This window comes from Amycolatopsis mediterranei (assembly GCF_026017845.1).
Lineage (GTDB): Bacteria > Actinomycetota > Actinomycetes > Mycobacteriales > Pseudonocardiaceae > Amycolatopsis > Amycolatopsis mediterranei.
On sequence record NZ_CP100416.1, the window covers coordinates 10,400,050 to 10,413,548 of the forward strand.

Sequence of the window (13,499 nt, forward strand, 5' to 3'; positions counted from 1 at the left end):
CTGCTCGACCGCTGGTAGCTCCTGCTGGGCGTCGGGCCACACCTCGGCAGCCGTTGCTTCGACCGTTACGGACTCGGCCGCCGCATGAGCGCGGTCGGCTTCGAGTGTTTCCGCGCCCTCGCGTACCTCTTCGTCTGCCACGCGCCTGCCTTTCGCGGGACCCGACCTACAGGTAGAGCCCCGTCCCGTGCTCGGTGCGCTCGGTCGCCACCGCGTGGATGTCGCGTTCGCGCATCACCAGATGCCCCTCGCCCTGGATCTCGACCTCGAGCTGGTCCTCCGGGTTGAAGAGCACGCGGTCGCCGGTCTTGACGTTCCGCACACTGTTGCCCACGCCCAGTACATCACCCCAGGCGAGCCGGCGCGCGACCTGCGCCGTTGCGGGGATCACGATGCCGCCGCTGCTGCGGCGCTCGCCCTCTTCCGGCGACAGCCGCACGAGGACCCGGTCGTGCAGCATCTGGATTTCGAGTTTCGGCCCGTCAGACACGGCCTGCATGTTACCCGCCGGTCCGGGGTTCTCCGGCCATGACCAAGCTCAATTCGCGCACGCCGTCGTCTTCGATCCGGATCGGGACGCCCCAATCCTGGCGGGTGATCCGGCACGCCGGGTGCTCGCCACCGTCGTCGCAGCTCGCGGCCTGCGCGACGACCTGCAGCACTCCCTCCGTCACACCCGGGGCCAAGCGGATCTTGCGGTTCAGGTCCGTGCCGGTCCCGCCGCCGTCAGCCAGCAACGACGGCGGTGACGCGCTGATCTCGAGCCGCGTCGACGGGCCGAAGCGGTCGTCGAGCTTCTCGCCCGGCGGTGCCGTGAACACCACCGAAAAGTCGATCTCGCCCGGGGCGAGCACCGTCGGCGGGCGGCGCACCGCGTGCGCGTCGCCGGCCACGACCGTCGGCTCGGCTGCCGGGAGCGGGCCGAGCCGGTTGCCCGCGGATTCGACGACGAGCAGTTCGCCGTCGTGCAGCAGCAGGCCCTGCGGCTCGGCGAGCCCGGTGGCGATCGTGGTCACCTGGCGGGTGAAGACGTCGAAGCGGCGAACCGCGCCGTTGTAGGTGTCGGCGATCGCGATCTTGTCGCCGGGCAGCACGGCGAGGCCCAGCGGGTGCTGGAGCAGCGCCTGGTCGGCCGGGCCGTCGGTGTGGCCGAAGGAAAACAGGTCGACGCCGATCGCGGTCTGCACGGTGAACGACTCCCCGGCGGGCTCGATCCAGCGCAGCGCCGACGTCTCCGCGTCGACGAGCCACAGCTTGTCGCCGTCCACGGCCAGGCCGGAGGTCTGCGCGAAGAACGCTTCGCCGACGTCGCCGTCACGAAGGCCTTCGACGGTCGTCCCCGCGAAGCGGCGGATGGTGCCGCCGACCGGGTCGAACACGCTCAGCGTGTGGTTGCCCGCCATGGCGACGACGACCCCGCCGGCCGGCCCCCACCAGGCGACGTCCCACGGGCTCGTGAGATCGACCTCGGCGGCCTTGCCCGAGTCCGGCCCGCTGCGCCACTGCGCGCCGGTGCCGGCGACCGTCGTCACCTCGCCGGTGATCAAGTCGAGGCCGCGCAGCCGGTGGCCGGCCGTGTCGGCGACGACGGCGTGGTAGCCGACGCGCTCGGCGATGTCGTACGGCAGGAGCGCGATGCCCGACGGCTCGGTGAAGGTCGCGATGTCGAACGGACCGTCCTGGCTCCCGCGGGCCCCGCTGCCGAAGCGGCGGATGACGGTCTCACCGTCCGAAGCGAACTCGACGATGGCGTGGTGCCCGGTGTCGGCGACCAGGACGCGGCCCTCGGCGGTGGCGACGGCCTTGCTCGGGAACCGCAGCTCGCCGGGCTGCTCCTCGACCGGCACGTACGGGCTGCCGCCGCGGCGCAGCGTCCCCTTGGCTTCGTGCTTCGTCACGAGGTCCTTGATGACGCGGCGAAGCGCCTCTTCGTGCCCTTCGCCAGCGGCGACGTGCACGACGTACCCCTCGGGGTCGACGACGACCAGCGTCGGCCACGCGCGGACCGCGTACTGCGACCACAGCTCCATCCCGGGGTCGTTGACCACCGGGTGGTGCACCTCGTAGCGGCGAACCGCGGCTTCGATCGAGGCGCGCTCGCCCTCGTGCAGGAACTTCGGCGAGTGGACACCGATGGTGACCAGCACGTCCGCGAACTCGGCTTCCAGCGGACGCAGTTCGTCGAGCACGTGGAGGCAGTTGATGCAGCCGCTGGTCCAGAAGTCCAGCAGCACGACGCGGCCGCGCAGCTCGGCGAGGGTGATCGTGCGGCCGCCGGTGTTCAGCCAGACGTCGCCGCGCAGCTCGGGGGCGCGCACGCGGCTCTGCGGTCGTGGAGAAGTCACGGCATGAGTGAACTACACGCGCTCACGCTCTGTTCCGCAGTGCGCTCTGATGAGAGAACAAACTCACCCGGTCGTGGGTCCCCAGGTCGGCGGGAAAAAGGACGCGCGGGCGGGTGAGCCGCCGCTTAGGCTCGCGTCATGACCCCCGTCCAACCGGCCGGCGCCCTCACTCCGGAGGAGGCGCGGCACCTGCAGGAGAACCTCCGGGAACCCGTGCGTCCCGGGCTGAGCGAAACCGAGCTCGACGACGTCGAGCGCCGGTTCGGCTTCCGCTTCGCCGCGGACCACCGCACGTTCCTGGCGGCCGGCGTCCCGATCGGCGACCGCTGGCCCGATTGGCGCTGCGGCAACCCCGAGCAGCTGCGCAAACGGCTGGCCTGGCCGGTCGACGGCGTGCTGTACGACGTCGAGCACAACGGCTTCTGGCTGCCGGACTGGGGCACGCGCCCGGTCGGCCCCGAGGACGCGGTCCGCGAAGCCCGGCGGCGCCTGGCCGACGTGCCGCAGCTGGTGCCGGTGTGCGGGCACCGGTACCTGCCCGGCCTGGCGGACACGGTCGGTTACCCGGTGCTGTCGGTGTACCAGACGGACATCATCGTCTACGGCAGTGACCTGCGCGATTACCTGCACCGCGAGTTCGCGACGGGCGGGATCAGCACGGCCCCACCGGACGGCCCCCGCTACATACCGTTCTGGTCCCGCTTCATCGACTAGCTTCGGCGGCCCGCTTCAGCCGGGCCAGGGTGGCGGCGATGTTGGCGGTGTTGGCCTGTTCCCGGTCCCAGACCCCGGTGACGGTCGAGGTCGCGACCTCGAACCACGCCGGCCGCCGCTCCCACATGCTTTCGACGACGACACAGCCATCACGGGCGGGTTCGAAGTCGTACTGCCAGCGCGCGACGGGCAATCCGGCAACCGAGGTGACCTCGAACCCGAACCGGCGCCCGGGCTCGGCGTCGGTGATGGTGGACAGGGTGCTCCACCGCCGGAACCCGCGCCGGTTGCGCCCGCGGAACTTGGCGCCGACGGCCGGCTCGCAGGCACCGCCGACCCACCGGTGCCCGGCGTACTCCTCGGCGAGCCCCGCTAGCTGCCCGGGATCGCTGACCAGGGAGTACACGGCCTCCGGAGCCGCATCGATCTCGATCCGGCCGGTGGCGTTCGGAGCGTTCAACAGGACCTCCACACTGAGTGGACATACCGAGGGTATGTCAGAGACCGGCGTTAGGGAACGGCCTGTGGATGCCGGAAGAGTGATGTGGACGGCCAGGCCCGGAAACGCCGTTACGACCGGGGTGACCGGCCCGCGGCGATAGACTGGACCTGGGGACGCCCCCCGGAGAGGGTGGGGGCTGGTGTGGGGTCCCTGGTCGGCCCGGCTCAGTTCTCCCGGCGCAGCATGCGGCTCACGCCGGCCGCCACGGTCGTGGCCAAGATCCAGCCCGAGGCCGTGAAGCCTGCCGCCACCCACTTGTCCGTGTCGTGCATGTACCACCTCGACTTGTTGCCGAAGTCCACGATCGGGACCAGCAGGTCCGCCGTATATATCACCGGGTTCCACTGCAGCCCGGTGTCCTGCTGGTTCACCACGCAGCGGGGGCCGTCGGCCACGTAGCGGCCCGTGCGGTCGTGCACGCAGTCGTCCGAACCCAGGCCGAACCACAGGCTGCCCAGGACCAGCAGGGTGAACAGCCAGCCGAGTGCGCGGACCGGGCGATAGCCGTAGCCGACCATCGAGCGCTGGAGCCAGCTCCACAGCCGGACTCCCGGGCCGAAGAACTTGAAGCCGCGCGCCAGCGCCTCGTACCTGAACTGCTGCTTGCGCAACGCCACCGTCGAGGCGTGCTCTTCGTTTCCCGCCGCGCGGAGCATGTGCGCCAGCTGGTCGTACGGCCCTGGCCGGTACCCGCGCATCGCGCTGCGCAGCAACTCGATGCGCTCGTCCAGGGCCTTGTCGTCGTCGAGGGGGATGCCCTTCTTGAGCGCGTCGTACCGGAAGTCCTCCAGCTCGATGCCGTCGGAGGCCGCCCAGAACTGGTTGTTGTCGCTCAGCGTTCCGCAGTGGGCCCTGCGCAGCACGATCCGGCCCGCCGGCGGGCTGCTCGGGGTCAGGATGAACTCGTCCGAGGCGACGTCGCCCGCGTCGAGGGCCACGCCGAACGGTGGCAGTGAACCGAGCTGGGAACCGCGCAGGTCCACGCGCCGGGCGACCTGGGCGCCGTCGAGGTTGACGCCTCCTTCGGCCACGAACGGGCGGCCGTTGTTGTCACGCAGCGTCAGGTCGCGGCCGACCCGGCCGGTGCGGACGTCGAGGGAATAACTGCTGGTCGCGCGGCGGCCCGGGTCCGTGAGCCGGGTGCCCGCCAGGTTGATGCTGCCGCCGACGTCCACACCCTGCAGGCGCAGCGTGCCGTGGATCGTGGCGTCGGTGAGCTGGAAGTTGCCCGCGATCTTCGACCGGCGGGCCGAAAACACGTCCCGGCCGGGGTGGCGGAACATCGAGTTCCAGGCCAGGAAGTTGCCGCCCACTGTCACGTCGGCCAGGCGCAGCTGGCCCGTCGGCACGCGCAGGCTCGTCGCCTCGATGTCGCCGCCGATCTCGGTGCCGTCGAGGTGCAGCGCGCGGTCGTAGTACGGCACCGTCTTGCCGCGCTCGACCCGGATCTCGGCGCCGGCCAGCCGCAGCGAGCCGCCGATCCGGGCGTTCACCATGCGCAGCGTGCCCAGCGCCTGCAGGCCGTCCGACAGCTCGACGTTGCCGTCGACGCGCATCCGGTCGGCGACCAGCGCCGGCCGGGGGTCGATGTACGGGTCGTTGGACTTCCACGCGTCGACGGCGATCGGCCCGTGCTGGGACACCGTCAGCTTGGCCTCGCGCAGCGAGATGTCGCTGTCCACGGTGGCGCTCGGCAGGTACATGATCCCGGTGGCGGAGAACCGCTTGCGCTGGCTGGCCGGCCCGTAGTTGTCGACCTCGCACAGCAGGCTGCCGCCGATGTGCAGGCCGTTGCCGTTGAGGGCGAAGCCGTCCGGATTGTTGAGCGTGGCGCCCGAAAAATTCACGTTACCGCCGGTCCGCACACCGGGCAGCCGGACTTCGCCGTTCGCGACCATCCGGTAGGCCAGCAGCGCGCCGGTCAGCACGAGCCGGTCGGCCTGGATCGCCTTGCCGTGCGGGTGGGAGATGACGGTGCGGGTAAGCACCATCGAGCCCTCGATCACCGCGTCGGTCAGGTTGACCGCGGCGTTCGGCATGCCGCGTTCACGGTCGTCGCCGCGCTGGACGGTCGTCTCTTCGATCTCCCGCCGGTCCCCGTCGACCTGCACGACGCTGCGGATCAACCGGACGTCGTTGCGGCTGCGCATGTTCCGGGCCTTGAGCCCGGGCAGCCAGCACTTGCGGAACACGAGCCCGAGCAGGTTCGCCTCGCGCACGTCCGGCGGCTGCTCGAACCGGCAGCGCTCGAACCGGAACAGGTACTTCAGGTCCGCGGCGCGGAGGTCCAGCGTCCCGGTGATGTAGGCGTCCTCGACGTAGACGATCGGGGCGTTCGTGGCCTGACGCCGCCAGCGCATGAGGCCCGCGTTACCGGGTTTCAGCAGTTCGGAGGCCTTGACCTCGTAGCGGCGGTCGGGGATGCCCGCGAAGGGGTCCAGCGGCGGCAGCGCACTTTCGGTCGACATGCGGACCTCCCCCTCACCCCACCATCAAGGTAGCGAAGAAACGGCGGAAACGGTGCCGGAACACCGTTTCCGCCGCAAGATCCTCAGGCGTTGGGGTTCAGCACCCGGGCGAGGAACGACTTGGTCCGCTCCTCACGCGGGCTCCCGATGACCTGCTCGGGCGGTCCTTCCTCGACGACGACCCCGCCGTCCATGAACAGGACCTTGTCCGCCACCTCGCGCGCGAACTGCATCTCGTGCGTGACGACGACCATGGTCATGCCGTCCTTGGCGAGCTGCTTCATCACGCCAAGGACGTCGCCGACGAGCTCCGGGTCCAGTGCGGACGTCGGCTCGTCGAACAGCATCAGCTTCGGTTCCATCGCCAGCGCCCGCGCGATGGCGACGCGCTGCTGCTGGCCGCCGGACAGCTGCGCCGGGTAGTTCTTCGCCTTGTCGCCGAGGCCGACGCGGTCCAGCAGTTCCAGCGCGCGCTGACGCACCTTCGCCTTCGGCTCGCGCCGGACCTGGATCGGCGCCTCCATGACGTTCTCCAGCGCCGTCATGTGCGGGAAGAGGTTGAAGCGCTGGAACACCATGCCGATGTCCTTGCGCTGGAACGCGACCTCCTTCTCCCGCAGCTCGTGCAGCTTGTCGCCGCGCTGCCGGTAGCCGACCAGCACGCCGTCGACGTAGAGCCGGCCGGCGTCGATCTTCTCGAGGTGGTTGATGCAGCGCAGCAGCGTCGACTTGCCCGAGCCGGACGGCCCGATCAGGCAGAGCACCTCCCGCTCCTGCACCTCGAGGTCGATGCCCTTGAGGACGTCGACGCTGCCGAAGCTCTTGCAGATCTTCTGCGCGGACACCACGGGGGTCATGTGACGTTCCCTCCACCCCGGCCGAACACCTTCGACCGCCAGCCGGTCCGCTGCACCACGTCCCGCGAGGTGCCGCGCGAGAACCGCTTCTCGATCTGGATCTGGATCACCGTCAGCACCGACGTCATGAAGAGGTACCAGAGCGCGGCGACGATGAGCAGCGGCACCGTCTTCAGGTTCTGCGAATAAATGGTCTGCGCCGCGACCATCAGCTCGAAGTACCCGATCGCCACGACCAGCGACGTCGTCTTGAGCATGGAGATCGTCTCGTTGCCGGTCGGCGGGATGATCACCCGCATCGCCTGCGGCAGGATGATCCGCCGCAGGGTCCGGGTGCGGCTCATGCCCAGCGCGCTCGCCGCCTCCAGCTGGCCGGAGTCGACCGACTGGATGCCGCCGCGCACGATTTCCGCCATGTACGCGGCTTCGTTGAGGCCGAGCCCGAGCAGGGACGCCGTGAACTGCGTGATCAGCAGGTTGGTGTCCCAGCTGACGAACGTCGGCCCGAACGGGATGCCGAGCCCGATCCGCGAGTAGGCCAGGCCGAGGAAGTTCCAGATGATCAGCTGCGTGATCAGCGGCGTGCCGCGGAACAACCAGATGTAGATCGCCGCCGCGCCCGACGTCAGCGGGTTCGGCGACAGCCGCATGACGGCGAGCAGGATGCCGCCGACGATCCCGATCAGCATCGAGATCACCGTCAGGATCAGGGTGTTCTGCAGGCCGCGCAGGATCCGGTCGTCGAAGAGGAAGTCCCCGACGACCGGCCACTGCAGGGCGCTGTTCGTGACCACGCTGCGGACGACGATGAACGCCAGGAACAGGATGATCACCCCGGCCACCCAGCGCCCGTAGTGGCGCACGGGGACGGCCTTGATGGGTGTGGCGTCGACCGACGCAGCGTCGATCTGCGCCTCGGGGGGAGGCGCTTCGGAGGAACTCACGAACTCCAGTCCTTCGCTCAGGAAGCCGGGTTGATCTCCGACTTGGTGACCGAACCGGCCGCGGACAGACCCCACTTGTCGAGGATCTTCTTGTATGCGCCGCTGTCGATCAGCTTCTGGACCGCGCCCTGGACGGCCTTGCCGAAGTCACCGCTGTTCTTCCCGAGCACGATGCCGTAGGGGGCGGTGTCGTAGGGCTCGCCGACGACCTCGAGCGCGCCGTTCGTCTGCTTCACCGCGTAGTCGACGACGGGCGAGTCGGCCAGCTCGGCCTGCACGCGCTTGGCGGTGAGGGCCAGGTTGACGTCGGTCTGGGCCTGCAGCTGCGTGACGTCGATGGCCGGCTTGCCGGCCCCGGTGCAGGCGGCGTTCTTCTTGTCGAGGTCCTCGACCTGCGTGGTGCCCTTCTGCACGGCGACCTTCTTGCCGCAGAGGTCGTCGACCTTGATGCCGTCCGGGTTGCCCTTCACCACGCCCAGCGAGGTGCCCGCCTTGTAGTACGAGATCATGTCGACCGTCTGCAGCCGCTCGCTCGTGATGCTGAACGACGACATCGCCATCTCGTACTTCTTCGAGCCGATGCCGGGGATGATGCCGTCGAACGAAGCGTTCTGGAACTCCATCTGCACGCCGAGCACCTGGCCGATGGCGGTGCCCAGGTCGACGTCGAAGCCGGCCGCCTTGCCGTTGTCCTGGAACTCGTTCGGCGGGTAGCTCTGGTCCTGCCCGACCAGGATCTTGCCGTCGGCCTTGACGTCGGCGGGGACCATGCCGGCGAGCGCGTCGTCCTTGGCCACCGCGCCCACGTCACCCGAGCCGGGTGCGGCGGCGGAGCTGCTCGGTTTGACGTCGCCGGCACCGCTCCCGCCCGCTCCGCAGGCCACGGTCAGGCCGACCAGGGCGAACGCAGGCAGCATTGCGAGCGCCTTGAGTTGGGTTCCTCGGGCCACGTCGTCACTCCTCGTAGTTCTCAGTTCGTGAGAGCACGCATATTGCCACTCATCCATACCAAAGCACAGCACCGTCGAGTTACAGCGACGTTTCGCACCGCGCCCATCGCTCCCGGAGTGTCGCGCACGAAGGGGCACGTAGGTCAGGATGTCGTTCATGAACGCCACCCCGCCGCGGCTGCCCCCGTCCGGTCGACGCGCGCGGAAGGCGGCGACCAGCCGGATCACTCGTCCGGGCGACCGGTTCGAGGGGTACCTCTCGCCGGACCGGCCGCACGCCGGGGCCTACGACGAGATGTTCGCCGCCGACGGCTCGGTCCGCGGCCCGTACCGGGCGCTGTACGAGTCGATCGCGGCGCTCGACGCGCACGACCTGAACTCGCGGACGCTCGCGCTGGACCGGGCGATGGTCGACCAGGGCATCACGTTCTCGCTGTCCGGGCAGGAGCGGCCGTTCCCGCTGGACCTGGTGCCGCGGGTGATCCAAGCCGCCGAGTGGACGAAGATCGAGCGTGGGGTGGCCCAGCGCGTCCGCGCGCTCGAGGCGTTCCTCGCCGACATCTACGGCGACCGCCTGATCCTGCGCGAGGGCGTGCTGCCCCGGCGGCTGATCACCTCGTGCGTGCACTTCCAGCGGGAGGCGTTCGGCATCAACCCGCCCAACGGCGTGCGCATCCACGTGTCCGGTGTGGACCTGGTGCGGGACGAAGAGGGCACGTTCCGGGTGCTGGAGGACAACCTCCGCAACCCGTCCGGGGTGTCGTACGTGATGGAGAACCGGCGCACGATGGCGCGGGTCTTCCCAGATCTGTTCGCCCAGCACCGCGTGCGACCGGTCGGCGACTACGCGTCGCACCTGCTCCGGGCGCTGCGCGCGGCGGCCGCGGCGAACGTCGCCGACCCGACGGTCGTCGTGCTCACCCCCGGCATCCACAACTCGGCGTACTTCGAGCACTCGCTGCTGGCCCGGCTGATGGGCGTCGAGCTGGTCGAGGGCCGCGACATGTTCTGCCGCGACAACGTCGTCTACCTGCGGACCACCGAGGGCGAGCGCCAAGTCGACGTGATCTACCGGCGGATCGACGACGAGTTCCTCGATCCCGTGCACTACCGGCCGGATTCCGTGCTCGGCGTCGCCGGCGTCCAGAACGCGGCCCGTGCGGGCAACGTCGTGATCGCGAACGCGATCGGCAACGGCGTCGGCGATGACAAGCTCGTCTACACCTACGTGCCGGAGATGGTGAAGTACTACCTGAACGAAAAGCCGCTGCTGCCCAATGTGGACACGTTCCGGTGCTGGCTGCCGGACGAGTTCGACCACGTGATGGCGCACCTCGACGAGCTGGTCGTGAAGCCGGTCGACGGCTCCGGCGGCTACGGGATCGTGTTCGGGCCCGAAGCGACGAAGAAGGACCTGGACACGCTGCGGCGCAAGGTGCGCGCGCACCGGCGCGGCTGGATCGCCCAGCCGGTGGTCCAGCTCTCGACCGTGCCGGCCAAGGTGGACGACCGGCTCGCGCCGCGGCACGTCGACCTGCGGCCGTTCGCCGTCAACGACGGCAAGGACATCTTCGTGCTGCCCGGCGGCCTGACCCGGGTGGCGCTGCCGGAGGGCAGCCTGGTCGTCAACTCTTCTCAGGGCGGTGGCTCGAAGGACACGTGGGTGCTGGCGTCCCGGGCGTCGACGGCCGAACGCGAGCTGGAGCAACCCGCGCTCGGCGCGATGTCCACTGTGGATGGACTGGTCACCGAGCAGGGACCGGAGCTCACGACGTCCCAGCAGCAGCAACAGCAGCAGCAGAGCTGAGTTGAATGATCCCTCAGCGGTAAAGATTACTTCGGGATGTGGAGGTTCGGATGCTCGCACGCAACGCGGAGTCGCTGTACTGGATCGGCCGGTACGTCGAACGCGCCGACGACACCTCCCGGATCCTCAACGTCTCGGTCCACCAGCTGCTGGAGGACGCGACCGTCGACCCGGACCACGCGAGCCGCCAGCTCCTGGCCGTACTGGGCATCGACCCCGAGGGCACGGAGTCCCTCGACGTGTGGAAGCTGACCGAGCTGGTGGCGTACGGGAAGGACAACCCGGCGTCCATCGTCGGTTCGATCAACTCGGCGCGCGAGAACACCCGCGGCGCCCGCGAAGTCGTCTCGACCGAGCTGTGGGAATGCCTGAACGCGACGTGGAACGCGGTGCCGGACCGGCAGCGGTACGCCCGCCGCGCGGGACCGCACGCGTTCCTGTCGTTCGTGGAGGAGCGCGCGGCGATGTTCGCCGGGCTCGCCGACTCGACGATGAGCCGGGACGACGGCTGGCTGTTCATGGTGCTGGGCCGGTCGATCGAACGCGCCGACATGGTGGTCCGGCTGCTGCTGTCCCGGGTCGCGGACCGCGCGTCCTCGCCGGGGTGGATCACCGTGCTGCGCTCGGCCGGCGCGCAGGACACCTACCTGCGCACGTACCGGGGCGCGCTGGACGCCGGCCGGGTCGTGCAGTTCCTCTTGCGGGACACGCTGTTCCCGCGTTCGGTGTTCCACGCACTGCTCCAGGCCGAGGAGTGCCTGCAGCGGCTGGACCCGGGCGGCGGCGCGCGCACCAACGAGAAGTCCGAGGCCCTGCGCGAACTCGGCCGGGCGCGCAGCGAGCTGGAGTTCCTCCGCCCGTCGGAGCTGCTCACCGACCTGCCCCGGCGGCTCGGTGCGTTGCAGACGTCCATCAAGGAGATCGGCGAAGCGGTGTCGATGCAGTACTTCAGCACGTCGCCGTGGGTGGCGTGGAGCGGCGCGGAGGTTTCGCTGTGACGTGGCAGCTGCGGGTAGCGCACCGGACCGGGTACCGGTACGCGACACCGGCGACGCAGTCGTACAACGAAGCCCGGCTGACCCCGCGCTCCGACCGCCGCCAGACGACGGTGGCGACGCGCATCGAAACGGCCCCGGCGACCCGCGCGTACCGGTACACCGACTACTGGGGCACGGTGGTGACGTCGTTCGACCTCCACGCGCCGCACACGGAGTTCACCGTGCTGGCGACGTCGGTGGTCGAGACGGCGGACGAGGCCGAACCGATCCGCACGGCGTCGTGGAAGGACCTGCGCAGCGAGACGGTGATCGACCACCGCACCGAATACCTGACCCCGACCGACTACACCCCGCGGGACGTCACGCTGGCACGCGAGGCACGTTCGCTGCGTCGCGGGCTCGACCCGGCGGACGCGGTGCTGGCGATCTGCGAGTGGGTGAACAAGCAGCTCAAGTACCAGCCGGGCACGACGGGCGTCCACTCGACTGCGACGGACGCCTGGCAGGCCCGCGAGGGCGTGTGCCAGGACTTCGCGCACGTGACACTGGTGATGCTGCGCGCGATCGGCGTGCCGGCCCGGTACGTGTCCGGCTACCTGCACACGAAACCGGACGCGAAGCTCGGCGAGGTGGTCGAGGGCGAGTCCCACGCGTGGGTCGACGTCTGGACCGGCGGGTGGTGGGCGCACGACCCGACGAACGCGATCTCGGTCGGCCCGCGGCACGTGTGGGTCGCCATGGGCCGGGACTACGCCGATGTGGCGCCGTTGAAGGGCATCTTCACCGGCGGCGGCCAATCCACTTTGGACGTTTCGGTCCAGCTGACCCGGCTCGCTTAGAGCACGAAGGTCCCGCCTGCCGCTTCGGCGACTTCCACGCCGAGGGCCGAGGCCGGGGTGTGCGCGCCGGGTTTGCCCTCGCCGTGGGCCAGGCGGGCTGCCGTTTCGGCCACGACCGCCGCCGTGAAGTCCATGGCTTCGTCCGCGCGGAGCCAGCCCTCGCGGGTGGTTCCGTCGGGCCAGGTGACGACCGCGTGCCCCCACGTGTGCGTGCGGGGGCGGGGTGCCGGCTTCGTGCGGATGGCCGCGAGGCGCCGGACCGCGAAGCGGCGCACGGCCGGGATCGACACCACCCGTCCGAGCAGCGGGACCAGGGCCCGGACCACCGGGGCGGTCGGGGCGAGCCCGGAGAAGACCGTGACGTCCGGCGTGCCGCTCGCGCGCTGGGCGGCGATCAGCTCGCCCGAGTCGACGCCCGCCACCTTCGCCGACTCGCCGTCCGGCAGGACGAGGGTGCGCGGCTTCGCGCCTCTGGCCGTGACCGCGGTCAGGGCGTCGACGATGCTGGCGGCCAGCGCGACCCCCACGGTCCCGCCCTCCGACGCGACGGAGGCCAGCGCGTCGACCTCCACGCTGCTCGGCGTGTCACGCCCCTCGCACAGCTTCGCGACGACGGCCTCGGTCGCCAGGACACCGAACCCGGCGCCGGTCACGAACGTGCTGCCGTCGGCCAAGGCCTCTTCGTGCAGGTCGAGCAGCCGCCGGACCGCGATCGGGTCCGCAGCCATGTCGACGTAGTGGCCGCCGGGCAGGCAGGCCCGGGCGATCGTCGCCGCCGTGGCGGCGTACTCGCCGATCGTGTTGATCACGACCGCCGGTCGCTGCCGCCGGATTTCGGCGGCCATGGCGTCGACGCCGTCGGCGACGACGTACTTCGCCCCGGTCGCCGCCAGGCGTTCCTGGTTGCGTCCCACCAGCACGACCGGCACGTCCCGGCGCTCGAGTTCGGCGGTGATGGCCCGGCCGGTGCGGCCCGAGGCACCGAGTACCCAAATCTCCATGTCGATCTCCCCGTGATGTCTCAGTGTGTCGTCACTGACCCTAGCACGTGATGACACACTGAGACGTCAGTTAG

General features: G+C 70.1%; 12 protein-coding genes. 4 read left to right on the plus strand and 8 right to left on the minus strand.

Annotated features, from left to right (window positions below):
- Positions 1-166: 166 nt before the first annotated feature.
- A complete protein-coding gene (locus ISP_RS47135) occupies positions 167-499 on the minus strand; it encodes a GroES family chaperonin (protein ID WP_013230909.1) in 333 nt (110 codons plus the stop codon).
- A 1-nt stretch (position 500) separates the two neighbouring features.
- A complete protein-coding gene (locus ISP_RS47140; protein ID WP_013230910.1) occupies positions 501-2,318 on the minus strand; it encodes an NHL domain-containing thioredoxin family protein in 1,818 nt (605 codons plus the stop codon).
- A 165-nt stretch (positions 2,319-2,483) separates the two neighbouring features.
- On the opposite strand from ISP_RS47140, the gene ISP_RS47145 reads away from it, so the two are divergent.
- Positions 2,484-3,059 carry a hypothetical protein gene (locus ISP_RS47145; RefSeq protein ID WP_013230911.1) on the plus strand — a complete coding sequence of 192 codons (576 nt, stop codon included), beginning with the start codon at positions 2,484-2,486 and terminating at the stop codon, positions 3,057-3,059.
- Here ISP_RS47145 and ISP_RS47150 read toward each other — a convergent pair.
- The 5 genes from ISP_RS47150 to ISP_RS47170 all read right to left on the minus strand — a co-directional run bounded on the left by ISP_RS47150 (position 3,049) and on the right by ISP_RS47170 (position 8,747).
- Entirely contained in the window at positions 3,049-3,519 is a 471-nt protein-coding gene (locus ISP_RS47150) for an SRPBCC family protein (RefSeq protein ID WP_176742062.1), read from the minus strand. The genes ISP_RS47145 and ISP_RS47150 overlap by 11 nt on opposite strands.
- 206 nt (positions 3,520-3,725) lie before the next feature.
- Positions 3,726-6,029, minus strand: a complete 2,304-nt coding sequence (locus ISP_RS47155) for an oxidoreductase (protein WP_013230913.1) — start codon at positions 6,027-6,029, stop codon at positions 3,726-3,728.
- Positions 6,030-6,112: 83 nt separating this feature from the next.
- On the minus strand, positions 6,113-6,886 hold the full coding sequence (locus ISP_RS47160; RefSeq protein ID WP_013230914.1) for an amino acid ABC transporter ATP-binding protein: 774 nt from the start codon (positions 6,884-6,886) through the stop codon (positions 6,113-6,115).
- Positions 6,883-7,830 carry an amino acid ABC transporter permease gene (locus ISP_RS47165; RefSeq protein ID WP_013230915.1) on the minus strand — a complete coding sequence of 316 codons (948 nt, stop codon included), beginning with the start codon at positions 7,828-7,830 and terminating at the stop codon, positions 6,883-6,885. The genes ISP_RS47160 and ISP_RS47165 overlap by 4 nt, the downstream gene beginning before the upstream one ends.
- 17 nt (positions 7,831-7,847) lie before the next feature.
- Entirely contained in the window at positions 7,848-8,747 is a 900-nt protein-coding gene (locus tag ISP_RS47170; RefSeq protein WP_013230916.1) for an ABC transporter substrate-binding protein, read from the minus strand.
- A 181-nt stretch (positions 8,748-8,928) separates the two neighbouring features.
- Here ISP_RS47170 and ISP_RS47175 point away from each other — a divergent pair, with 181 nt between their 5' ends.
- Genes ISP_RS47175 through ISP_RS47185 form a run of 3 tightly spaced genes read left to right on the plus strand, consistent with a single transcriptional unit; the run spans position 8,929 to position 12,424 of the window.
- Entirely contained in the window at positions 8,929-10,587 is a 1,659-nt protein-coding gene (locus ISP_RS47175; protein WP_013230917.1) for a circularly permuted type 2 ATP-grasp protein, read from the plus strand.
- Between the two features lie 50 nt (positions 10,588-10,637).
- Entirely contained in the window at positions 10,638-11,585 is a 948-nt protein-coding gene (locus tag ISP_RS47180; RefSeq protein WP_013230918.1) for an alpha-E domain-containing protein, read from the plus strand.
- Positions 11,582-12,424, plus strand: a complete 843-nt coding sequence (locus ISP_RS47185) for a transglutaminase family protein (protein ID WP_013230919.1) — start codon at positions 11,582-11,584, stop codon at positions 12,422-12,424. The genes ISP_RS47180 and ISP_RS47185 overlap by 4 nt, the downstream gene beginning before the upstream one ends.
- Here ISP_RS47185 and ISP_RS47190 read toward each other — a convergent pair.
- Entirely contained in the window at positions 12,421-13,425 is a 1,005-nt protein-coding gene (locus ISP_RS47190) for a saccharopine dehydrogenase family protein (protein WP_013230920.1), read from the minus strand. The genes ISP_RS47185 and ISP_RS47190 overlap by 4 nt on opposite strands.
- Positions 13,426-13,499: the final 74 nt, after the last annotated feature.